A 22,284-nucleotide genomic window follows, 5' to 3' on the forward strand; every position below is an offset into this window, starting at 1 on the left:
TTTAAGTTCAATAGATTAGGATAGATATCATCATCCGGACTTGTATGGAAATTTCGCCAATTTTAGATAACAAGTAGAGTCCACTTTGAAGTGGGCTCTACTTAATTATTTAAGCGAGGGCCATATTTTCATTAACGCCAACCGCGTTTACCATCAGATCAAAAAGTTCGGTATTGCGGGTGAAATGATCCAGATTATCAATGCCGGGCCCCAGGGCAGCAAGTTCTACGTAGTCACTGGTATGTCCGCCACTGGTAAAGCTGATACTGGTATAGTTTGCTAAAATGGATCCGAGAACGCTGGAAGGATAGTTTTTGATATCATAAATGGTTTCCAGGTTTCCGTTTAGTGCTTTTCTCAGTGTTTGAGCTTCTTCTTTTTTGATGGCTAATTGCGTAGCATATTTGACTCGCTCCCTGATCTCTGAGACCGAGCTATTTTTGTCCAGTTCGGATAAGATCCAGTTGTTGGAGTGTCGGAAATCCTGGAGTCGATCAAAAAATGGTCCAGAGTCATTGTAGCCTTCACCGGCCGCATTAAGGGCGGGATTGGCATTTCCGTGATCAGTAGTAATGATAAGCAATGTATCATCTCGTTGATCCACGAAATCCAGCGCAACTTTTACGGCATCGTCAAATGCAACCTGATCGTAGAGCATTCCTGCAGCATCATTGCTGTGGGCGCCATGATCCACGCGTCCGCCTTCTACCTGTAAAATAAAACCGTTCTGATTTTCGAGCTGCTGCAACGCCTTATCGGTCATTTCAGCCAGGGTCGGTATATTTTGCTGATGGTCATCAATCGTTTGATGATCAATGCTGTAAGGTAAATGGGTATCATAAAAGAGCCCTAAAAGTCGGTCGTTTGCAGAAGCCTGGGAAAGTTCCTGCTTGGTACGGACGATTGTGTAGTTTTTGTCGGAAAATTTTGAAATTAAGTCTTCACCGTCGTCGCGACTATCGGCTTCAAAGTGACGTGCCCCACCGCCCAGCATCAGATCATATTCACGTTGCAGATATTTTTGAGCAATCTCATCTTCCTTATTTCGATAGTCAATATTCACGGAGAAGCCGGCGGGAGTAGCATGAGTAATTCGCGTAGTCGTTACGAGTCCCGTTTTTTTGCCGGCGTCTTTAAAAATCTGGTTTATGGGCTTGTATTTTTCACCATTGGGTCCCGTATTTACAGCTTCGTTATTAACCCGATGGCCGCAGCCCCAAGAAGAGGAGGCTGATGCTGAGCCCGTGACGGGAGAGTTGAGAGAAGCCATATCCATAATTCCGCGATGAAATTTCCGATCGGAATTATAAAGGTCAATCCAGTGGCTATCATTGCCATATTGCCTTTTTTTGATGAGATCTGCCATGTTAAAAGTGCCGGCACTCATTCCGTCACTGACCATAAATATTACATTTTTTGCACTCCCCCGTTCTTGGAAACTCTTTTCGTCAGTAGTACACCCATTGAACATTATAGATCCAAGGCCAATGCTTGAGAGGGCGCTTGTTTTTAAAAATTGCCGTCGTGATATGTTATTCCGAGAGTTGTTGTCACCTGAGTTTGACATATTTTGATTTCTTTGGTCGAATTTTTGACTTATTGCTTAACGTATCAAATGTTTAACACAATGATTGTTAAAACAATGTTATTATTTTTAAAAATGCCAACAGATTTTCTTAAAAAGCAGGTTAGTTTTTTCAATCCATCGGATAGCAAATTCAGCTATCCGATGAGTGGTTTATTTTATCAAATTAAAACCGAGCCAGACGAATGCCAATCCCAGTACAAAGCTAGTGGCAGCATACAGGAAAGCGAGCCCTATTTCTTCGTGTTGTAGCAGGGAAAAGAACTCATAAGAAAAAGTAGAGAAAGTCGTGAATCCGCCGCAAAATCCGGTGGCCAAAAGCAGGCGCATAGATTTGGTAAGATCTCCATCGAGCGCGGCTGCAATAATAATTCCAATCAGAAATGAGCCGACAAGATTTACGGTTAAGGTCCCAAAGGGAAAACTGGAGTGCGCGCTGATATTTATGTAATGGCTGATGAGATAACGTAAGATACTGCCGAAAAAACCGCCGATGCCGACTGCTAATATAGATTGTAGCATGTGATAACTCCTGTAAATTATTTTATAATATTTGTAGGTGTCATGCTGAACTTGCCGTGTCCCGGCCATCCGGGGTTTCAGCATCTGTAATTTTCTATTTGGAAACACAGACCCTGAAATAAATTCAGGGTGACACGTAATTTTATTTAACAGGAGTCATCAGCTCAGACTGTGATCGGAGCGGTTAAAAGGCGAACTCCATCGCCGTGCTAAACTTACATAATGTGTTCTTGCAATGCCATCGCTTGAGATGGAATCAGTTCTGTATTTGCACAGGGGTGGTGGCTGTTATGGTACCGACGCGTGCAAATTTCAGGGAGAGTTTCAAAGAATCACCCACAGCTATATCTCTTTTCAAGTTGATGAGCATGAGGTGAAGTCCGCCGGGTTGGAGTCGGAGTTTTTCTCCGGATGGAATGACTTGCTGGCCGGCGGGTTGCATGCTGATGGTGCCGTCATCATGTTCGATGGATTCGTGCAGTTCTATCTTTTCGGCGGCTTCACTACTGAATGAGAGTAACGTGTCGGTGGAGGCGGTGCCGTTGGAAATGCGCAGGTATGCAGCGCTTTTCCCTTGTTGTGAACCGGGACGTGCCCAGGCGTTGTCGAGGGTAATTTTTCCGAGAACGACTTCTTTTGTAGAGCCGGATTCGTCGGATGAATTCGACTCAGAACCACATCCTAAAAAAAGGAAGCAGCATGATAGAAAAATTGGCAATAGGTGTTTGATAGGTTTCATTCTGATCTGAGGTAATTAATGTCGTCTTTAACGTGTTCGGGTTTTACGCGGTGTGCAGGATATTCGGCTCGGATGTAGCCTTCGCGGTCCATGAGGTAGAGGGTATTGGAGTGGCGCATGGCGTAGTTGGTGCTGTCGTAACCGAGGGAGTCGATAATGGTTTTTTCGGCAACGATGTCGAGCTTGTTGAGCAGAGTGTCGCTGTCACGTGGGTGACTGGTGAGCATGGTGAATTGCTCGTTGAGCCCGTATAGATTCCGGTACTCTTTGAGGACAGAAGGCGTATCACGCTCGGGATCGAAGGTGATTTCGATGAAGTTAACGCCGGTGGTGTCGTCGAGCTTGCGCTGGATGTTGGTCATGTTGGCGGTGATAACGGGACACACGTCGGGGCAGTTGGTGTAGATAAATGTAACGAGCGAGATGTCTCCTTTAAAGTCGCCCGGAAAATTGACTAAGGTGCTGTCGGAGTCTCGGAGCTGGTAGGTATCTCCGCTTAGATCATAGAGGGCATCAGGTCCGCATGCTGTAAGGCCGGCGATTATGAAAAGTGAGACAAGTAGTGATTTGAGGGTTGAGCTCATAGTTGGTTGAGTCGGGTTTAGTTGCAGGGACTTTCGTGATATTCTTCGCAGGGTTCAAATTCGAATTCGAGAGTAGAATGGTGGATATTAAAATTGGTGCTCAGCAGATCTTTGAGCGATGATTTAATGGTTTCCATTTGGTTCATATTGTCTTCGTCAATAACAACATGGCTTTCTAACAAGATATTGTCTTCGTCGAGCCGCCAAACGTGCAGGTGATGGATATCGAGTACGCCGTTGACTTCTGCCATGGCTTGTTGCACGTTTGGGATCTGGATATCCGCCGGGGTGCTTTCCATCAAAATATTGATCGTCTGTCGCAGCATATAGTAGCTTTGCCAGAGAATGTACCCGGCAATGATGAGGGTGAGGATGGTGTCAATGATGTAAAGTTTGTACCAGAGAATTAAAACACCTGCAATAATGACACCTACTGATGAAAAGGCATCCGATAAAATGTGGATGTAGGCACTGCGAAGATTTAGATTTTCGGTGGAATCGCGGTACAGTAGAATAGCGGTGATAACGTTGCCAAGCAGACCGATGACGGCCACGATAAACATGACCATACCGTCGATGGGTTGGGGATCGTAGAACCGCTCAACGCCTTCTTTGATTAAGAAGAGGGCGATAATAACAAGCGTTACCAGGTTGATAAAGGCACCGATGATTTCGGCGCGCTTGTAGCCGAACGTTTTATCGCGGTTGGCTTCTTTTTTGGAAATTTTGCGAGCTACTAAGCTAATACCAAGCGAGGTGGTATCGTTTAGATTATGGAGCGCATCAGAGAGCAGGGCAAGACTGCCGGAGATGATACCGCCAATAAATTCCGCAGCAGTGATTATGAAGTTGAGAATGATGGAAATCCACAGACGTCCTTCGGTCTGATCTTTGCCGTGGTGGTGATGTCCGTGGTCGTGCGAATGTGCCATCAGTTTAAAAAAAGCTCGGTTGGGTTAAAGGGATTGAACTCCCGGAATGTATTGAAGCCTTGGCTTACAGGGAGTTCTACTCCCGATGCCGTTATATGAAGCTGATTATAGCAATCGAAGATAAAGAAATCATGAATAAATTTATTCGATTATTTGATAATGCTGGAAGGTAATGACACAACCCGCCGTGTGATTACTACAAATAATCTATCACATTAATTTACTTTTCTTGCTTTTTAAGTAGTTGTCGCATTATTATACGAGCACTTTCGCGGGTTACTGTTTCCATACTATCCCGAGGAGCAGTATCACTAATTTCATAGGTCACGGCATCGGCGCCGAAGGTATGGAAAATCCAGTTTTTAGTGATTGGCGAATTAGGCGGAAAGGGTTCCACTTCAATGGGATAGTCGGGGAACTCCTGTTTTAAAGTATCGATCCACTGGTAAGTGAAATCATCGGGAAACGTTTCAATTTCTCGATTAATGGGATAAAAAAGGTTTTCATCCGTAGAGTGGAAATCAATGCCATAATATACTTTGCGAAGGCTGTCATTTTTGAGAGCAAGTAAATCATTTCGGATAGCTCGCGGTTCCGGCTGGTTGAAATGCTCCCAGTCGCGATTAAGATCTACGCCGCGAGCATTATAGCGCCAGTGTCCCTGCTGCACGCCGTCGGGGTTAGCATAGGGATAGGCCCAAACTTCAAAGTTATTTCTGAAATCGCGAGCAAGTTCGGTATCAGAGGTGAGTTCATTGATAAATACCTCAGCGCCAAGAGCTCCGGTTACTTCAGGTGGATGAAGGCGACTGGTAATAATCATGACACCGCGCGGATGATCAGGATTTGCTTCGGAAATATGCAGCTTCAAAATTGGGCGGTTGTTATGAGAAAATCCTACGGTATCCTGTGAAACAAATGGTTTTTCTGTCAGTGAGTCGACCCATGTTTTATAATCATCCCAGGTAAAAAGCTCTTGGGCCGATACCCAAAGAGGTTTTCGCTCGAGATTAAGAGTTAGGGTAGCTGTACCCCGGGTAGTATCTGCGGAATAATTTGTGCTGTCGATACGCTGCCAATGTCGACTGTCTTTGCTGAGCTTCGGAATGTATCGGTGATCTCCGTGCTCATAATCCAGCTGTAACTTGATGGTATCCGGTTCAACGCTCCAGATCTGAAAAGCATACCAAGGACTGTTGTTGATGGCATCGCGTTCCGGTTTTATGGTGACGCGGTACAGTGAGTCGTTGACTTGATAAAAGTCGTTCATTCGCGCACCGGGAAAATCGTTGCTCACCCATATTTTACCGTCATTAACGCCAATAGCTCGTGTATAATGAGGATTCGTTTCTTTATCAGTAGTTTCGGTAACATCTTCGGGATCATAAGAGTAACCTGAAAACTCTTCAGAGGTTGAGCATCCCAAAAGGATCAACATGAGCAAGAAAACAGGGATCAAATAAGTTCCGTAAATAGGATTTGTCATAGTAAACGGGTTGTTATTGACTTTTGTACAGGGTCGAAAGTACTATTCAAAATAGTTAAAATCATTATTTGGTATTTAGTAAACGCTTAAAAGTGCTTTGTTAATCGTTAGATGAATTTTATTATTGATTAGCTTTTTTTGATCATATCTTCAGACTTAAAATTAAAATCCTCAAAAACTGGATTTGCGTGCGGCTACCTGGTCTATTGAAATATGTATTTTTGGCTGTGTTGATGATATTTTTATGTATTGAATCAGCTGCAGCCCAGGATATGTCGGATGATTCTGAGAGAGTGCCCCAGGTATGGAATGTTTCTTTTGAAGGAAATATCACTTATTCCGGGATGGTGCTTAAAAACCAGATTGCGACAGAAGCTCCGGGGTTTGGAGAGAAGCTAAAATTCTGGGATAAAACAGGTTTTGAGTTAAATGAGAAGGATATTAAGCGAGATGTAATTCGCATTCGCAATTATTATCAACGACGAGGATTTATAAATGTTGAGGTGGGATATCGTATTGAAACAACAAATAAAGAGTGGAAAAAAGAGGTATTTTTTACGATAAAGGAAAACAATCCCATCCGAATACATGATGTTGAGTATAAAATTAAGGGAGATGATAAAAATGTAAGGCAGGTTTGGGATAGCCGTGCTTTTTCTCGGGCACAAAACCAACATTCCTACCAGCGGGGGAATCGGTATGAAATGATAAAAGAACCTGAGGTCGTGGGGAAGTTTTCTGATGTGATCAAAAACCTTGGATACGCATATGTGGATGTTAATATTGATGCAGCTATAGATACCTCGGCACTTTCTGCTGATCTATCTATTGAAGCCGAGTTAGGTCCACGAACGTATATCGATTCTATAAAAGTAGAGGGTATCGAGACAGTTGATAAGGATTATGTGCTGCGCGAAGCCTCATTGGAACGGGGCAAAAAATATAGCCTTAATAAACTGCAGAAAGCGCAAAAAGAACTTTTTAATCATCACTTGTTTCGATTTGCTACAATTAGTATTCCCGACCAGCCGCAAGATTCAACACTAAACTTGCTAATGCGTATACGCGAAAAAGAACAGCGCTCAGTTGAGTTACTTGCAGGGTTTGGAACTGAGGATAAATTACGTGGCCAAGCCAGCTGGACTCATCGAAATGTTGCCCGTCGTGGTCATCGCTTTAGTGTAACTGCCCGAGGTTCATTTATTGAGCAGTACGTAAATATGAGCTATCAATTTCCCTATGTTTTTAATACCAAAAGCAGTTTTATCATATCTCCTTTTGGGCAACATTTGTTGGAGAGCAATTATGAACTGTTGCGGGCGGGTATTACCAACAGTTTTATTTATCAATATAGTCAAAATCTAACGGCCTCGGCCTCGTACGAATTTACCAAAAACCAAGAGCTTTCAAGGCAAAGAGATATTAGCTTGCCCGATACAACACTGGAATACGATCTGTCATCACTACAATTAACTGGCTATTACAGTCAGGGTTATGGTCGACAGCAGGAAGGATGGGTAATACAACCTTACCTTGAATCTTCGGGATTTTTTGGATTTGCTACCTTTAGCTTTCAAAAACTGTCTGCGGATATTCGTCGTTTTACGAGGCTTACGAGTTCAACAATGTTGGCCATGCGGGTGCAGGGGGGCGGATTGTTCCAGACTTCTTCAGATTCTTTGCCCAGTAACATCCGATTTTACCTGGGCGGAACGAATTCGGTTCGGGGTTGGTATCGCCATGAGTTGGGACCGAAGAGAGTGCAGGTCGACAGTACCGGTTTCAATGATTACATTCCACTGGGAGGCAGAGCTATGTTTGGTTTTAATGTAGAGATTCGTCAGGAATTGGGATTTTTAATTAACGGACTTGGAATGGCCGCTTTTTTGGACGGTGGACAAATCTGGGAAACTTTTGCACGTGCACCGCGGCGTCCGTTGCAATTTGGAATAGGCGGCGGACTTCGTTATAAGTCACCGCTGGGCCCGGTTAGGGTCGATATTGGATACAAGCTTAATCCTACCAATCAGGATTTAGATATATATCAGGGCACGAATCACGGCAGTGCGTGGAATCGTATTGGTATTCACTTTAGCATAGGGCAGGCCTTTTAATGGATAAGCCGAACAACAAATATAGCACCATAAAACGTTGGGGAAAGCGTTTGCTTTGGTTTTGCTTATCAGTTTTCGTAATGGGATTGATTCTGCGTTTATCCCTAAAGACGGCGTTTGTTCAGGATCGGGTTCGAAGTGCCCTCGTATCAACAGCAAATGAACAGCTCAACGCACAGCTGTCTATAGAAAAGTTGTCAGGGGATTTATGGAAAGACATAACGTTATCCCAAATTATTTTAACCCAAGGCGATGATACTATTGCACAAATCGATTCTGTACACACTACGTACAATATCTGGGCTTTATTGGGAGGAAAAATTGACGTAACTAATTTGAGTATTTATCAGCCTTCGCTGAATCTCCGGCAGGATACCGAAGGTTGGAATGTTAATCAATTGGTGGCCGAATCGTCTGATACAACGGAATCAGCAATGATGCCTTTCCGCATTTCAAAATTTGTATTAGATAACGGGGCTGTTTCTGTTGAATCCGATAGTTTGTCGCTGGGATCGAGTTATGAGATTAGGAAAATGAATATTGCCAGCAGCATTGGGTATGATGGCAAGATCTTCGAGCTCGATCTGCGTGACTTCTCTTTAAATGTAACCGAAAATGATCTGGATCAATCTCTGGACGTTCAAGCTTCGGCTTCGGCAAAAAATCGAAAACTGACTCTTGAAAAACTGGTTTTAGCAACGGGGCAGTCAGTAATTGAAGCCAGCGGATATACTAATATGGCTGATACGACTCTGCAGCTTGGAGTTGCTTCAACGCCGGTTTATTGGTCAGATATTGCAGGGATTATAGAAGAGTATCCCGTTCGGGAAAACGTGGATGTAACGTTTTCAGTTCGGGGAAATCCAGAGCAGTTCGACCTCGGACTTTTCATGGAGGGAGAGGGGATACGATCATTCGAAATGAACAGTCGCGTTGTTTGGCAATCTGAGCTAATCGTAGAGCGGGTTACAACCTCAGCCAAGTTAATAGATCTGGAGACACTATTAGCTAACACGACCTATCCGCGGTTACAAAACTTAGATCTTACCTTTAATGGTCAGGCAAATATTTTCGATTTGTCAAAAACGGCCGGTAAGCTTTCATTTTCGGCAGCCGATATTGAAAGCAGTCCCTATGGCTTACAAAAATTATCAGCTAAGGGTAAAATCGAAGATCAGTCTCTTGCATTAACGGTAGAAGCTGTTGAAGGTCAGCAAAGAATGGCAGTTGATTTATCGGCCCGGGATATTTGGTCGGAACAACCTTTGCTAAAAGGTAATGTTCTGGGTGAAAATATTAATCCGGGGTACTGGATGCAGGATACAACCTATGGCGGCAACCTGGCTTTTAATTTGACGTTTGAGGGCAGGAATTGGTATCCCCAGAAGGAGCCATGGGATTATACTTTGAGCATGCCGAAGGGGACGATATTGGGACATAATATCACAGATACTGAAGTGAATGGCCTTATTGGCAGCAATGATTTTACGGCAGATGGGGCAATGAATTTTCACGATGGACGTATTGAATTGGCAACATCATTGCAGGAGATCACAACAACGCCATCGTATGAATACCGGTTAAAAACTGAAGAATTAGATCTGGGTACTTTATTAGAAGGAGAGAATTTCAGCACGTCACTGAATGGGCTTATTACCGGAAAGGGAACGGGATTCGACCCTGCAAGCATGCAGCTACGGTCAACGGTGGAGGTTGATTCTTCTATCATAAATGGGGAGAAGGTTGATACTATATTTGCTGATTTTTCGATACGCGATAGTGTTGTAACCGTTGACAGTGCCCGGTTGCAAAGTGGTATTTCCGACGGTGTATTTAATGTTCGACTGAATATGCTGGATCCATATAAAGTGGAAAATGAATTATTTTTGGATCTGGTACTCAAAGATTTATCGTCGCTGGCTCCCTTGGCAAATGCTGATGAGTTACAGGCGGAGGGCGATATTATGGGGACATTAAGTCCGTATGAGAATAATGGTCTTCGATTTCTTGGGAAATTAGACATTCATGATATAGCGTATGACTCACTTTTTATCGCTGATCGTGCTCAGGGATCGGTGGATATCAATGTTGGAGATACGCTTTTTTACCTTACTGATTTGAATTTGCAGGAGCCGGTATTTTCGGGAATTCGGCTTCAGAATTTAAGTCTTAAAACAAAAGGTGATTACAGGGATGGAATTGCTAAAGGACAGTACGACTTTCAATTTACAAGTTCTACAGAGGGACGTATTGAACAGTCTGGAACGTATCATGTAGCAACAGATTCCATCAGGATAAAAACCAGTGAATTAAACCTGATCAGTGATTATCGAACTTTGACACTCGAGGAGTCTTTTGAATTGCGGTATCAGAATGATAGCCTCCGCATGGATACACTGCGCATTTCATCCGGGGACGGATCGTTTCTGGAAGTGGGATTACCGATAATCAGTACGGATGAACAGCGGGGTTTTGTAAAAGGGAATGATCTGAACACGGCTGTAATTCAAAGCAGCTTATTGGGAGAAACCTTTTTTGAGGGAATGCTATCGGGACAATTTAACATCGATCGCCGGGGTACCGACTTGCAGGCAACGGGCGATATGGTGTTATCAGAGATAAATTTTGAGGGTGCCGATTTTGACTCATTAACAATTTCTGCTGATATTGCCGAGGAGCGAATGGAGGGAGCTTTATCTCTTGAAGGATGATGGGGATGAGCTGATTAGCGGGCATACCCAGTTGCCTTTTAAGCTGGGTGATCCCGAGACGTTTGAAAAAGCCTTCTTTGAAGAGCCGGTATCGGGCGAATTGAGAGTATGGGATATTTCTATCGAGCGTTTTCAGTCATTTTTCGATGAGGTAGAAGATACTGAAACGAGCGGTGTCTTTTCGTTTTGGGGAACAATCGGTGGTACGGCAGGCGATCCCGAGTTTGATGCCGATGTGACCTTGAAAAATGCTATGCTCTCGGGCGTTGCCATCGATTCCATAACGGCAGGTGCGAATTACCGGCACGCTGATGAGGAGCTCACGCTGGATGCTTCCGTTATGTCTCTGAAGCAACGTGCTGCAAAAATTAGTGCTCGCTTTCCTTTGTTTATCGATATGAAAACATTTCAAGTAGATTTGCCGGAACAGAAAGATCATATTGCTGTCGATATTGAGACGGATGAGTTTAACTTAAGGGCGCTCAATGATTTTATTGATCCGTTGCTGTTAAGAGAGGTAAGAGGGAGTCTTGACGGTTCTGTGCAGGTTAAAGGAGCAGTGCAGGATTTAAAAACAGATGGATATCTGGAACTGAAAGGAGGGCAGTTCCGTCTGGTGCCGGCCGGAATTATGGTGAATAATATTGCCTCAACAATTAACTTTACTCCTAACCAAATCCGGCTTTCAAAATTTTCAGCTCAAAGCGGAGGCGGTGATATTCAGGCGAATGGTACAATTGAGCTGAATGAACTGATTCCCGGAGCCATGGATATCAAGATAAATGCTCAGAACTTTCGGGCGGCCAACACCTCTGAGTATAATGCAGTTATAAATCTTAATGCCCGAACGCAGGGAACAGTTACAAGTCCGGATATATCTGGAAGCCTCGATTTTCTGAGTGGTTTTATTAAACTGGATAACTTCGGTGAAAAGTCGGTTGAAAGTGTGCAGTTGGATACTGAGGGTCAGGAATCATCTTCGTTTAGTGTGTATGATTCTTTAGCCTTGGATATGGATATTGGATTTAATAGGCGGTTTTTTATCCGAAATGAGCGCTACCTCGAAATGGAGCTTGAATTGGATGGGGTATTGGATTTGGTTAAAAAAAGTGGAAGTGATCTGGAGCTTTTTGGAGATATGACCGCTCCGAATGGATATGCACGTCCCTTTGGGAAACGATTTGATCTTGAGGAAGGCGTTGTAACGTTCAGCGGTAATCCTGAAAATCCGCAGCTTCAGATTAGAACTAAATATGAGCCCCCACAAACTCAGGAAGATATTGTAATCTGGTACATCATTGAAGGTACCGTTGAGAAACCTCAATTTAGATATGAGAGTCAGCCACCGATGGAGCTCGAAAATATTATAAGCTATACGCTGTTTGGACAGCCTTTTTATGCACTGGACTCCTGGAAACAGGTCGTAGCGAGTTCCGGAAGTAATACTACGGCCGCAGATGTTGCCCTGGATGTTCTTTTGGATAGGGTGGAAGCACTGGCAACACAGCGGCTGGGCATCGATGTGGTGAAAATTAATAACACTCGGTCTGGTGGAGAAACAGGAACTTCTATAACTACCGGCTGGTATTTGAATCCTAAAGTATTCTTTGCTATCCAGAACGTTATTACGGGTTCAACGCCGGATACGGGTTTCTTGTTGGAGTATATGCTGCGTGAAGATCTGAAATTGATTCTGCGACAGGGAAATAATATTCGCCAGGGTGTGGATATAAGATGGAATTATGATTATTAGGTTTAGTAGTGAGTAGTGAGTTAAGACTGCTATTTTAATATTTGTGTCATCCTGAACTCGTTTCAGGATCTTTAAATAACAGGGTATATTAAGTTAAAATAGATTTTTTCATGATACCTTGCGTTTCTCTATGTAACTATGTGGAAAGGCTTTGGAAACCACGAAATACTTATAAAATAAGAGCTATTAATTTTTTGAGACTATAAATAAACCATGTATTCAAACGAAGACCGTCAATTAGCGAAAAAGATTTTAGAGTTCAGCTGTGAGCTGGAAAAGGGACAGAATGTGATGCTACAGCTTGTGGGGCTGAATGGCATTGGCCTGCTGCGGGCGCTGGTGGAGCACGCCCGTGAGATGGATGCTAATCCCTTTGTACAAATTGAAGACACTGAAATTCGCCGCATGCTTGTAGAAACCGGGGACAAAGAATTTTGGAAAGGGCAGGCAGAAAATGATCAGCTTCCCCTTATGAAGCATATGGATGCCTTTGTAGGTATTCGTGCAGCCCTTAATATTTATGAGCAGGCAGATGTAAGTAAGGAGGCAAACAAAGCCTATGCTGATCATTTTGTAGATCCCGTGCATTATAAAGAACGTGTCAATAATACCAATTGGGTAGTGTTGCGCTATCCTTCTGAAGCTTTTGCCATGAATGCCAAGATGCCCACCCAGCGCTTTAGGGAGTTTTATTATAAAGCATGTCTGCTGGATTATACCGAGCTGGCCGAAGCAATGAAGCCATTGCAAACACGGCTCGAAGAAACGGATATGATTCGGCTCGAAGGAGAGGGCACTGACATCGAATTTTCGGTCAAAGATCAAACCTGGATACCCTGCTTTGGGAAGCGAAACATTCCTGACGGAGAGCTTTTTTCATCTCCGATTTTGTCTTCTGTAAACGGGCATATTACCTATGCTCCCAGCGTATACCAGGGCAAGCCATTTGAGTACGTCAAGCTGGAAGTACGCGACGGCGTGGTTATTGATTCGGATTCATCAAACAATGAAGCACTTGAGGAAATCTTGGATACGGATGCCGGTGCGCGTCAGTTTGGTGAATTTAGTTTTGGATTGAATCCCATTATCGATGAGCCGATGTATGATATCCTTTTTGATGAGAAAATATACGGTTCGAATCACCTAACGCTTGGCAATGATTATGAGATTGCTCCCAACGGCAACGAGAGTAATATTCACTGGGATCTGGTGTGTATCGGTGCGGATGTATATTTAGACGGAGAAAAAATTCGCGAGGGCCGCAAGTTTGTTACCGATGATTTGAAAGGATTGAATCCCGAAAACTTGCTTTAAATAACAATATCCTGGGAATAAATTTCTGCGTTATAAATGCCTTTTTAATGACTGGTGATCTGAGGGAACTTATAATTGGATATCCCCTTAAAAATGTTTCAGTTTGGTATGGGCAATTACAATAGATATCCCAATCTATGAATTCGGTACAACATGTTTTCGGCTGTTTTTTGCTATTCTTATTTATAGCTTCGTCAGCGAATGGACAACAGAAAAATTCCAATAAATCCGGTTGGAAGGGGGATTCTTCAAAGATAAAGACCGAATATATCAGCTTCGATTTCAGTACTACGGAAAAGCTGAAAGCAGTTGATAATGCCACTCAAACTCCAAAAGGTATCCGGATAGAAAAAACGGATAAGCAGGGTACGCTTCTGTCTGATGAAATTGCAGTTCCTGTAGACAGTATTGCTCCTTTTTTGGCTGTTGGCAGCCGTTTGGTGCAACGGTCATCAGGAGAGGAATCACAAAATATTCAATTGCAAATTCGACATACGGCTGACCGGCAGCAATGGTCGGAATGGCAAACCATTGAAAAAGATGATCATCTTACTACCAGCCCGGATACGTTGGTTGGGAGACTGCAATTTTTGCCGGATTCAACCCGGTTATTGCAATTTAGAGTCGTTTTAGGGCAGGCTCAGAGACCAACGACGCTGCAATCGCTGAAGCTTTCATTTACTAGTCCGGGTGCTACTTCAACGGCGGTACTCCAAGAGCTAAAGAAGCAGGCTGCTAAACAGTCTGCAAGGCAGAAATCACAACTCAATGAGAATCAGGATTATCCGATGCCGGAATATGTGACTCGTACCGAATGGGATTGCCCTGATGGACAGGAACCAAGCGGTTCGGTATCTGCAACGGATGTAACTCATCAGATTATTCATCATTCCGCTGGGACGAACTCTTCATCTGATTGGCCGGCCGTAGTGCGAAGTATCTGGGATTATCACGTCAACACCAATGGCTGGAACGATATCGGTTATAACTGGCTGATTGATCCCAATGGAATTATTTACCAGGGACGTGGATGGATTAATGGAAACGATGAGGTACAGGGAGCTCATTTCTGTGGCACCAATTCGAATACAATGGGGGTTTGCCTGCTGGGAAATTTTGAAGAAGTACAGCCTTCTACAAATGCCTTGAATAATCTTGAAGAGCTGCTGGCATGGAAATCCGACGAGAAAAATATCGATCCGACCGAACGGAGTTTTCATGCGTCAAGTGGATTTCGTTTGTATACAATAAGCGGTCATCGAGATGGATGCAGCACTTTGTGTCCGGGCGAAAATTTATATGTACGCCTGCCCGAAATTCGTGATAATGTGTATATGAAGATTGGTGAAACTGCCGACACAGAAACCGATATAGCTTTGCAATATAATTATCCCAACCCGTTTTCAGAATCGACAACGATTAATTTTAGCCTTGAGAGGTCGGGAAAAGTGCGAATAACTATCTGGGATGTGGCCGGTCGAATGGTGGATGAGGTTACAGATCAATTTTATGAGGCCGACAGTCATGCTGAAATCTGGGATGCGTCAGCTTATGCCTCAGGCGTTTATTTCTGCAGGATGCAATTTGAAGACCAATTGCTTGTACAAAAAATGGTTTTAGTTAAATAATCGCCTTTTATGGCGAAACGTTGATAAAAATAAAATAGCGCGGGAACTAGTTCCCGCGCTATTGATCATTGTAACTGCTAACTATCAACTGTTTATTCTGCCCAGGCTTCGGCATCTTCATAAACTTCCGCAAACTCGATGCGTTCTCCGTCGTCACTTATGGTGGCCTCGAAGTGTGTTTCGCTCTCTTCTTCACGCTTGAGCAGTTCAGTAGCCAGCTCATCGATAATTTTCGTCTGGATCAGCCGCTTGAGTGGACGTGCGCCATAAACGGGATCGTATCCGCGTTCGGCCAGCCAGTCTTTGACATTATCAGAAACCGAAAGCTTGATGTCTTTTTTGTCGAGCATCTTGTGTACACGTCGCAACTGGATATCCACAATTTCGCGGATGTGTTCTTTCTCCAGCGGATGGAATACAATGACATCATCCACTCGGTTTAGGAACTCCGGACGAATCTGTTTCTTCAATTGATCCATCAATTGATCCTGCAGCTTATTATAAACTTCATCAGTAAATTCGCCACCGGTTTCTTCGATTTTATCCGAAATAAGGTGCGAACCGATGTTGCTGGTCATGATGATAATCGTATTGGTAAAGTCGACCGTGACGCCTTTGTTGTCGGTCAGGCGACCTTCGTCGAGTACCTGCAGCAACATATTAAAGACATCGGCATGGGCCTTCTCAATTTCATCAAGCAAGATTACCGAATACGGTTTGCGTCGCACCGCTTCGGTAAGTTGACCGCCTTCGTCATAGCCCACATATCCCGGAGGAGCACCAACTAATCGACTGACGCTGTGGCGCTCCATATACTCACTCATGTCGATGCGAACCATGGCGTCTTCATCATTGAAGAGAAAATCTGCCAGCGATCGGGCAAGTTCCGTTTTACCCACGCCCGTAGATCCGAGGAAGAAGAACGAACCAATCGGACGTTGTGCGTCCTGCAGCCCGGCGCGTGAACGACGTACTGCATTCGAAACTGTTTGTACAGCTGGATCTTGTCCGACGACACGCTTGTGTAGTTCTTCTTCGAGATTGATGAGCTTTTCACGCTCGCTTTGCAGCATCTTGCGAACCGGAATCCCGGTCCAACGCGAGACGATATCGGCAATATCCTCGTATTCTACTTCCTCTTTCAGCATCGCGCGGCCTTCCTGCACTTCCTCGAGCTTTTCCTGGGTGTCTTCCAGATCTTTTTCAAGCTGATTGATGGTGCCGTATCGCAGCTCAGCAACTTTCTCATACTTGCCTTCGCGTTCGGCTTTTTCGGCTTCATTACGAGCCGTTTCAATAGCTTGCTTTAGATCGCGCGTTTTCTTGATAAGATCCCGTTCGGTATCCCATTGATTGCGCATCGTGTTGCGCTTTTCTTCGAGATCCGCGAGCTCTTTCTCAATATTCTCGATTTTTTCCTCGTTTTGATCGCGTTTGAGTCCCTCGCGTTCAATTTCGAGCTGACGAATTTGTCGCTCAACCTGGTCGAGTTCTTCCGGCATCGAATCAATTTCCAGTCGCAAGCGTGAAGCTGACTCGTCGATAAGGTCAATTGCCTTATCCGGCAGGAATCGCTCGCTTATGTAACGGTGTGAGAGTTCAGCCGCAGCAACCAACGCCTCATCCCGGAGTTTTACCCCGTGATGGAGCTCATATCGTTCTTGGAGTCCGCGCAATATCGAAACCGTATCTTCAACGGATGGCTCATTGATCAAGACTTTCTGCATTCGTCGCTCGAGTGCACGGTCTTTTTCAATATGCTTGCGATATTCATCAAGCGTTGTGGCACCAATGGCATGCAGTTCGCCACGAGCCAGCGAAGGCTTCAAAATGTTGGCCGCGTCCATGGCGCCTTCTGTGGCACCGGCTCCTACAAGGGTATGAATCTCATCAATAAAGAGAATAATTTCTCCTTCCGATTCTTGAACCTCGTTGACGATGGCTTTGAGTCGTTCTTCGAATTCCCCGCGGAATTTGGTTCCGGCCATCAGCGCGCCCATATCAAGAGCTACAATGCGCTTGGTCTTAAGACTTTCGGGCACATCACCTTTGTTGATGCGCAGAGCCAGTCCCTCGGCAATAGCCGTCTTACCAACACCGGCTTCACCAATCAGAACGGGATTATTCTTGGTACGCCGCGATAGAATCTGCATAATTCGGCGGATTTCCTGATCACGACCGATCACCGGATCCAGCTTGTTTTTTTCGGCCAGTTCATTAAGGTCGCGTCCATACTTTTTTAGGGCATTGTATCGACTTTCGGCATTGGGATCGTCCACTTTTTGCGATCCACGAACATCTTCAAGCACTTTGAGGACATCGTCCTTTTTGACACCGTTTTCTTTCAACAGGCTGCCGGCTTCGCTCTTGGATTCCAGCATCCCGATAAGGACGTGCTCGGAGCTAATATATTCGTCGCCAAGACTGTCGGCCGAATTTTGGGCGTTATCGAATACCTCTTTCGAATCATTAGACAAGTATTGCCCGGAAACCGAAGCTCCTTTAACAACGGGCAGTTTATCGATGCGCTTCTCAAGTTCTGTTTTTAATTGCGGAATCCGCACGCCAAGTTTATTTAAAATGGTGTTGATGACGTTGTCGGTATCTGATAGAAAAGCCATGAGCAGGTGCGTTGGGCTCACCGCCTGGTGATTATTGCTGGAGGCCAGATCTACCGCTGCCTGCACAGCCTCCTGTGCTTTGAGTGTAAGTTTATCTAAGTTCATAATAGATCAATACTTAGTGAAAATTTCTTTTTGATTATTTCACTAATATTGGTGCCAATATCATACCGAATCTAAAAATATGTCTAAATTGCAGTGTTTGGAGGGGATCACTGACGGTTTGGGACTACAACTGTAATATTGAAGCGCAAACTGCCATTTCTGTGCAATAGGGAGTCGCATTGGCAGTTTGGAGCATTTAAATTGAGATAATGTATATAATGATCTAAAGCTCTTATTCTAAAATCCTGTTTGGGAGTCTATTTGAGGATTAAGATGCTAATCATTTATTGGAGCAATGAGAATGATCCTAACTGGGAGGCTTTCTTATCGAAGGTATAAGTAGAATCACATTTATTGGAAGTACCTAAAACCCCTATCAAACAATCAGAGAAGTCTGCTGAATTATTTTTAAAGAGGGTAATGGCTTCTTTTAGGTTATTAGCGTTTTCAAAATGAAAATGTTTGGTGTCCAATAACTCATCAAGAACAAAAATGATTTGCTGTTTGTTGAAATTGTATCCTCTTTCAAGAACCCAAACCAGCTCTACAAGAACGGGATAAGAAATAAAAAAGGTCAAATCTTGCTGAGAAAATAATTGGAAGACTTGTTCAAATTGTTCTTGGTCATCTTTTGTAAAGAAACGAACCAGAATATTTGTATCTAACCCTTTCATGAGTCCTTTTTATACTTTTCGGCTACGGCCTCTTTTACAGCTTGATTCATTTCTTCAACTGTTAATTTTTTTTGATTTGGTCGATGTAAAATCCCGGCTAATCTAAGGATGGATTTTTTATTGGATTTTATTATCCATTCTCCCTCTTCATTTTCTTTAAAAGTGAGTTTATCACCGGGATTTATATTTAGTTTCTCCCGAATTTTCTTGGGGATAGTAATTTGTCCTTTGCTTGTTACTTTTGCTTCTTCCATAATGTAGTGCTTTATTTAATTCCTTACTGCAAGTAAGAAATATGTTTTGAATTATACAACATCCTTTTTCGGTTATTATTATTGAATCGGGAGTAAAAAATATTTAGTGATGAAGAAAATAGAAGTTTCAGATATTACCATTGAACTTAAAAGAGGAGATATTGCCCATCAGCCTGATGTACAAGCGGTTGTGAATGCTGCCAATGCTGAATTACGCATTGGTGGTGGAGTGGCCGGCGCTATTCACCGTGCGGCAGGACCGGAATTGACTGCTGAAACGCGGTCTATGGCACCTATACAGCCGGGCGAAGCTGTTATTTCGGGCGGACATCGCTTGCCCAATGAATACATTATTCACTGCTTGGGACCGGTATACGGCCGGGACGAACCCGCTGAAGAACTGTTAGGTAACTGTTATTCTAATGCACTAGATTTAGCCGAAGAACACCAAATTGAAAAGATAGCATTTCCAGCTATATCAACGGGAGCATTTGGCTATCCGATGAAAGCGGCCGCCCGTGTGGCTCTGGGAACTATCAATAGTAAAATTGATAGGCTGGAATATGTTTCACTCGTTCGATTTGTGCTGTGGAGCAACGATGCGCTTAAGATTCATGATGAAGTGATGGACGAAGTTTTTGGATGATTTAGCAGAAAACCCGCAAGGTTTCCAGAGGGTTAACTGTGAAAAATCTATTAGATATTGAATAAAACCTTGCGGGTTAAAAAATTACGATCCATAAATCTCATTAATCACTCCGGCCAATCTCACTCCACCCTTGAGTAATTGGCGATCCAGCAGATCACGATTTTCGTACTGGTATTTATAGCCAATTTCGCGATCCTCCGGCAGGTCATATACCTGGTCACGTAGTTCCATCGCCTCATTGGCCCAGTCGATAACGTCCGTGTCTTGCCAGGTTTCTATTTGTTTCTTAGAAGGATGGTTTATCGCTGTAGAAAATTCGGTATAGCTCAATTGCGTGTCGTCAATCATTTCGCTGTCCCACACGCGGTGAAGACTTGAATCATCATAAAACCACTCAACTTCGACCTCATTACCACCGCGATCTTCTCCATTACCTACATGCAGGGGTTGGTGGATATCCCCAACAAGGTGAATGAGCATGCGCAGCTTTTTCTTTTCTTCCTCAGCGGACAGGCTTCCGCTTTTGAGTTCTTCAATAAACGTTCGTATAGAATTGATGAGGTCGCCATTGGGATTTTTTTCCGTCTCTTTGTAGCTCATTCCATCGGGAATAGTGACCCAGTGCCAGTCATGCGTGTGATCATAAGCGGGATCAGACTTTATTTTGTCCATCCAGGTGCTGGCGATAGCCATCGATTCGTGTCCAAGCACGCGATCAATCTCTTCCCGGGCCTTGGGCGTCAGGTAATCGGCAGCAATGTCGCCCACGATGCGATGGCCGTTTTGTCCCCAAAAATTATTCTCAGCAAAATCGTTAGAGGGGATAAACAAGAGGGTCGAAATCAATAAAATGAAAACCATAATGGTGAGCAGTTGTATTAAAGTTTTATAGGCAGATGAATATCACTACTTTTTAGAAGAAAGGTAAATGCTTTTGGGACTTTTAACATCATTTTATTGAGATGTATATTTTGCTCGATATTGGTTTTATCGTCTTCCACACGGTATTTATCCTGTTTAATCTTTTTGGATGGATGTGGAAGGCGACTCGTCCATGGAACCTTGCCACATTACTGCTTACGGCGTTTTCCTGGTTTATTCTGGGGATATGGTACGGATTCGGATATTGTCCGTGTACCGATTGGCACTGGCAGGTGCGGCAAGAGTTGGGATATACCGATATGCCCACTTCCTATATTGAGTTTTTGGCCGAACTGTTGACGGGGTTGGATTTTAGTACTGCCTTAGTGGATTCCACAACAGCAATATTATTTTTTGCGGCGTTGCTTGTTTCAATCTATGTCAACTTTCGAGATTTTGAGAAGAAGAGAATTGTCTCCTAAAGGTCTACAAAAGACACACAAAATAACAATGGTCCGAGCAGTTGCCCGAACCATTATATGTTATATGTGAAAACCTTTTTGATACTATTTATTAGCCAGTTGTTTAAATAGCTTTTCTTCTTCCTCGGAGAGTTCCTCGGGCACCTGTATCTGGATGCGTACAAATAAATCCCCCTTGTTAGATGAATTTTTAAATTCAGGCATGCCCATATCACTCAATCGAAACAGCTTGCCTCCCGAAGTGCCTGCGGGAATATTCAGTTTAGCTTTACCTGCCAGCGTATTCACCACCGTTTCTCCTCCGAGAACAGCGGTGTAAAGATCAATGGCATGGTCATAGTAAATATTATTACCTTTGCGCTCGTATCCTTCCGGCATATCAATGTTTACGGTCAGATAAAGGTCGCCCCGAGCACCTCGGGAAAGTTTGCTCCGTCCTTTGCCTTTAAGTTTCAAGCGTTGACCGTCTTTAATACCGGCGGGAATTTTAACTTTCATCTTTTCGCCACCTACGCGCAGTGTTCGGGATGTGCCTTCATAGGCTTCTTTCAATGAAATGGAAATACTGGCTTTAGTATTTTGTTTACCGTTGCGCTTTTGTTGTCGGGCTCGAGTTTGGTAGCGACGTCCCTGACTTTGTTGCTGTTGGGCTTGTTGAAAAGGATTGCCACCGCCTCCGAAAATGGTTTCAAAGAAGCTTGAAAATCCACCGCCCATGCCGCCGCCACCTTTTCCGCGGCTACGGGCACCACCGCCAAACAAGTCATTTAAATCAAAATTGGTTTGATAACTCTGTTGGCCACCAAAACCACCTCGGCCTTGACTTTGACGGGCATAATCTTGCCAGTTGAAGTCGTCGGCAGATCCACCTGCTCGCTGGTATTTTTTCCAGTCCTTACCAACTTTATCATACAGCTTACGTTTTTCAGGATCTTTAAGGACCTCATAAGCTTCCCCGACCTCTTTAAACTTGTCTTCCGCCGAGGGATCGTCAGGGTTTTTATCAGGGTGATATTTTGCGGCCTTCTTACGGTATGCCTTCTTTATTTCATCCTGAGAGGCATTTTTGCTGACACCGAGTATGTCGTAATAGTTTTTATATTCCATAATGAAATTGTGCCATTATAGAGCTCTTTCTTCAATTTCATTAATAATAGAGCAAATAAGGTGCCACAATCCAAAAGCTAACGTTTTGTCAAAAACTAGGATAAAACTCGTCAGCTTGTCATAAAAAAAGCCCTCCGGCAAACCGAAGGGCTTTTATCAGGGA

At 43.8% G+C, this 22,284-nt stretch carries 18 protein-coding genes and 1 riboswitch; of the genes, 7 read left to right on the top strand and 11 right to left on the bottom strand.

The window, feature by feature from the left end:
* Nucleotides 1–109: 109 nt before the first annotated feature.
* From U5J89_RS03365 to U5J89_RS03390, 6 genes are all read right to left on the bottom strand, one after another.
* Complete coding sequence (locus tag U5J89_RS03365) at nucleotides 110–1,567, bottom strand: alkaline phosphatase (protein WP_322574194.1); 1,458 nt, start codon at nucleotides 1,565–1,567, stop codon at nucleotides 110–112.
* A gap of 171 nt (nucleotides 1,568–1,738) precedes the next feature.
* Entirely contained in the window at nucleotides 1,739–2,191 is a 453-nt protein-coding gene (gene crcB / locus U5J89_RS03370) for a fluoride efflux transporter CrcB (RefSeq protein ID WP_322574195.1), read from the bottom strand.
* A 59-nt stretch (nucleotides 2,192–2,250) separates the two neighbouring features.
* Nucleotides 2,251–2,322: riboswitch (Fluoride riboswitch) on the bottom strand.
* Nucleotides 2,323–2,363: 41 nt separating this feature from the next.
* Complete coding sequence (locus U5J89_RS03375; protein ID WP_322574196.1) at nucleotides 2,364–2,846, bottom strand: copper chaperone PCu(A)C; 483 nt, start codon at nucleotides 2,844–2,846, stop codon at nucleotides 2,364–2,366.
* Nucleotides 2,843–3,430, bottom strand: coding sequence for an SCO family protein (locus U5J89_RS03380; RefSeq protein ID WP_322574197.1), 588 nt, complete (start codon nucleotides 3,428–3,430; stop codon nucleotides 2,843–2,845). Before U5J89_RS03380 ends, U5J89_RS03375 begins: the two co-directional genes overlap by 4 nt.
* Before the next feature lie 17 nt (nucleotides 3,431–3,447).
* Nucleotides 3,448–4,362: a cation diffusion facilitator family transporter gene (locus U5J89_RS03385; protein ID WP_322574198.1), complete on the bottom strand. Its 915-nt coding sequence runs from the start codon at nucleotides 4,360–4,362 to the stop codon at nucleotides 3,448–3,450.
* Nucleotides 4,363–4,582: 220 nt separating this feature from the next.
* On the bottom strand, nucleotides 4,583–5,848 hold the full coding sequence (locus U5J89_RS03390; RefSeq protein ID WP_322574199.1) for a M14 family metallopeptidase: 1,266 nt from the start codon (nucleotides 5,846–5,848) through the stop codon (nucleotides 4,583–4,585).
* 188 nt (nucleotides 5,849–6,036) lie between these two features.
* Here U5J89_RS03390 and U5J89_RS03395 point away from each other — a divergent pair, with 188 nt between their 5' ends.
* The 5 genes from U5J89_RS03395 to U5J89_RS03415 all read left to right on the top strand — a co-directional run bounded on the left by U5J89_RS03395 (nucleotide 6,037) and on the right by U5J89_RS03415 (nucleotide 15,368).
* Nucleotides 6,037–7,962 (top strand): BamA/OMP85 family outer membrane protein, encoded by a 1,926-nt coding sequence (locus U5J89_RS03395; RefSeq protein WP_322574200.1) that lies wholly within the window; start codon nucleotides 6,037–6,039, stop codon nucleotides 7,960–7,962.
* Between the two features lie 86 nt (nucleotides 7,963–8,048).
* Nucleotides 8,049–10,673: a hypothetical protein gene (locus U5J89_RS03400; RefSeq protein WP_416208495.1), complete on the top strand. Its 2,625-nt coding sequence runs from the start codon at nucleotides 8,049–8,051 to the stop codon at nucleotides 10,671–10,673.
* Entirely contained in the window at nucleotides 10,663–12,426 is a 1,764-nt protein-coding gene (locus tag U5J89_RS03405; protein ID WP_322574202.1) for a translocation/assembly module TamB domain-containing protein, read from the top strand. Before U5J89_RS03400 ends, U5J89_RS03405 begins: the two co-directional genes overlap by 11 nt.
* A gap of 213 nt (nucleotides 12,427–12,639) precedes the next feature.
* A complete protein-coding gene (locus tag U5J89_RS03410; RefSeq protein WP_322574203.1) occupies nucleotides 12,640–13,740 on the top strand; it encodes an aminopeptidase in 1,101 nt (366 codons plus the stop codon).
* A 137-nt stretch (nucleotides 13,741–13,877) separates the two neighbouring features.
* Nucleotides 13,878–15,368: an N-acetylmuramoyl-L-alanine amidase gene (locus U5J89_RS03415; RefSeq protein WP_322574204.1), complete on the top strand. Its 1,491-nt coding sequence runs from the start codon at nucleotides 13,878–13,880 to the stop codon at nucleotides 15,366–15,368.
* 92 nt (nucleotides 15,369–15,460) lie between these two features.
* Here U5J89_RS03415 and clpB read toward each other — a convergent pair whose 3' ends face one another.
* The 3 genes from clpB to U5J89_RS03430 all read right to left on the bottom strand — a co-directional run bounded on the left by clpB (nucleotide 15,461) and on the right by U5J89_RS03430 (nucleotide 19,022).
* A complete protein-coding gene (gene clpB / locus U5J89_RS03420) occupies nucleotides 15,461–18,094 on the bottom strand; it encodes an ATP-dependent chaperone ClpB (RefSeq protein ID WP_322574205.1) in 2,634 nt (877 codons plus the stop codon).
* A 284-nt stretch (nucleotides 18,095–18,378) separates the two neighbouring features.
* The gene (locus U5J89_RS03425; protein ID WP_322574206.1) at nucleotides 18,379–18,768 is read right to left on the bottom strand and encodes a type II toxin-antitoxin system VapC family toxin; all 390 of its coding nucleotides are present in this window, start codon (nucleotides 18,766–18,768) and stop codon (nucleotides 18,379–18,381) included.
* Entirely contained in the window at nucleotides 18,765–19,022 is a 258-nt protein-coding gene (locus U5J89_RS03430; RefSeq protein ID WP_322574207.1) for an AbrB/MazE/SpoVT family DNA-binding domain-containing protein, read from the bottom strand. Before U5J89_RS03430 ends, U5J89_RS03425 begins: the two co-directional genes overlap by 4 nt.
* 109 nt (nucleotides 19,023–19,131) lie before the next feature.
* Between U5J89_RS03430 and U5J89_RS03435 the strand changes: the two genes are divergently transcribed.
* Nucleotides 19,132–19,668, top strand: a complete 537-nt coding sequence (locus tag U5J89_RS03435) for a macro domain-containing protein (RefSeq protein ID WP_322574208.1) — start codon at nucleotides 19,132–19,134, stop codon at nucleotides 19,666–19,668.
* A gap of 84 nt (nucleotides 19,669–19,752) precedes the next feature.
* On the opposite strand, the gene U5J89_RS03440 is transcribed toward U5J89_RS03435, so the two are convergent.
* Nucleotides 19,753–20,532, bottom strand: a complete 780-nt coding sequence (locus U5J89_RS03440; RefSeq protein WP_322574209.1) for a S1/P1 nuclease — start codon at nucleotides 20,530–20,532, stop codon at nucleotides 19,753–19,755.
* Between the two features lie 101 nt (nucleotides 20,533–20,633).
* Between U5J89_RS03440 and U5J89_RS03445 the strand changes: the two genes are divergently transcribed.
* A complete protein-coding gene (locus U5J89_RS03445) occupies nucleotides 20,634–21,014 on the top strand; it encodes a DUF2784 domain-containing protein (protein WP_322574210.1) in 381 nt (126 codons plus the stop codon).
* Nucleotides 21,015–21,098: 84 nt separating this feature from the next.
* Here U5J89_RS03445 and U5J89_RS03450 read toward each other — a convergent pair whose 3' ends face one another.
* A complete protein-coding gene (locus U5J89_RS03450) occupies nucleotides 21,099–22,121 on the bottom strand; it encodes a DnaJ C-terminal domain-containing protein (protein WP_322574211.1) in 1,023 nt (340 codons plus the stop codon).
* Nucleotides 22,122–22,284 lie beyond the last annotated feature (163 nt).

Source organism: Fodinibius sp., assembly GCF_034521915.1.
GTDB lineage: Bacteria > Bacteroidota > Rhodothermia > Balneolales > Balneolaceae > Fodinibius.

Excerpts from the sequence above, each read along its gene's own strand:
- U5J89_RS03410 (WP_322574203.1), top strand. The coding sequence starts at position 12,640 with ATGTATTCAAACGAAGACCGTCAATTAGCGAAAAAGATTTTAGAGTTC.
- U5J89_RS03435 (WP_322574208.1), top strand. The coding sequence starts at position 19,132 with ATGAAGAAAATAGAAGTTTCAGATATTACCATTGAACTTAAAAGAGGA.
- crcB (WP_322574195.1), bottom strand. The coding sequence starts at position 2,191 with ATGCTGAAACCCCGGATGGCCGGGACACGGCAAGTTCAGCATGACACC.
- U5J89_RS03440 (WP_322574209.1), bottom strand. The coding sequence starts at position 20,532 with ATGGTTTTCATTTTATTGATTTCGACCCTCTTGTTTATCCCCTCTAAC.
- U5J89_RS03390 (WP_322574199.1), bottom strand. The coding sequence starts at position 5,848 with ATGACAAATCCTATTTACGGAACTTATTTGATCCCTGTTTTCTTGCTC.
- U5J89_RS03415 (WP_322574204.1), top strand. The coding sequence starts at position 13,878 with ATGAATTCGGTACAACATGTTTTCGGCTGTTTTTTGCTATTCTTATTT.
- U5J89_RS03375 (WP_322574196.1), bottom strand. The coding sequence starts at position 2,846 with ATGAAACCTATCAAACACCTATTGCCAATTTTTCTATCATGCTGCTTC.
- U5J89_RS03385 (WP_322574198.1), bottom strand. The coding sequence starts at position 4,362 with ATGGCACATTCGCACGACCACGGACATCACCACCACGGCAAAGATCAG.
- U5J89_RS03430 (WP_322574207.1), bottom strand. The coding sequence starts at position 19,022 with ATGGAAGAAGCAAAAGTAACAAGCAAAGGACAAATTACTATCCCCAAG.
- clpB (WP_322574205.1), bottom strand. The coding sequence starts at position 18,094 with ATGAACTTAGATAAACTTACACTCAAAGCACAGGAGGCTGTGCAGGCA.
- U5J89_RS03445 (WP_322574210.1), top strand. The coding sequence starts at position 20,634 with ATGTATATTTTGCTCGATATTGGTTTTATCGTCTTCCACACGGTATTT.
- U5J89_RS03365 (WP_322574194.1), bottom strand. The coding sequence starts at position 1,567 with ATGTCAAACTCAGGTGACAACAACTCTCGGAATAACATATCACGACGG.
- U5J89_RS03380 (WP_322574197.1), bottom strand. The coding sequence starts at position 3,430 with ATGAGCTCAACCCTCAAATCACTACTTGTCTCACTTTTCATAATCGCC.
- U5J89_RS03425 (WP_322574206.1), bottom strand. The coding sequence starts at position 18,768 with ATGAAAGGGTTAGATACAAATATTCTGGTTCGTTTCTTTACAAAAGAT.
- U5J89_RS03450 (WP_322574211.1), bottom strand. The coding sequence starts at position 22,121 with ATGGAATATAAAAACTATTACGACATACTCGGTGTCAGCAAAAATGCC.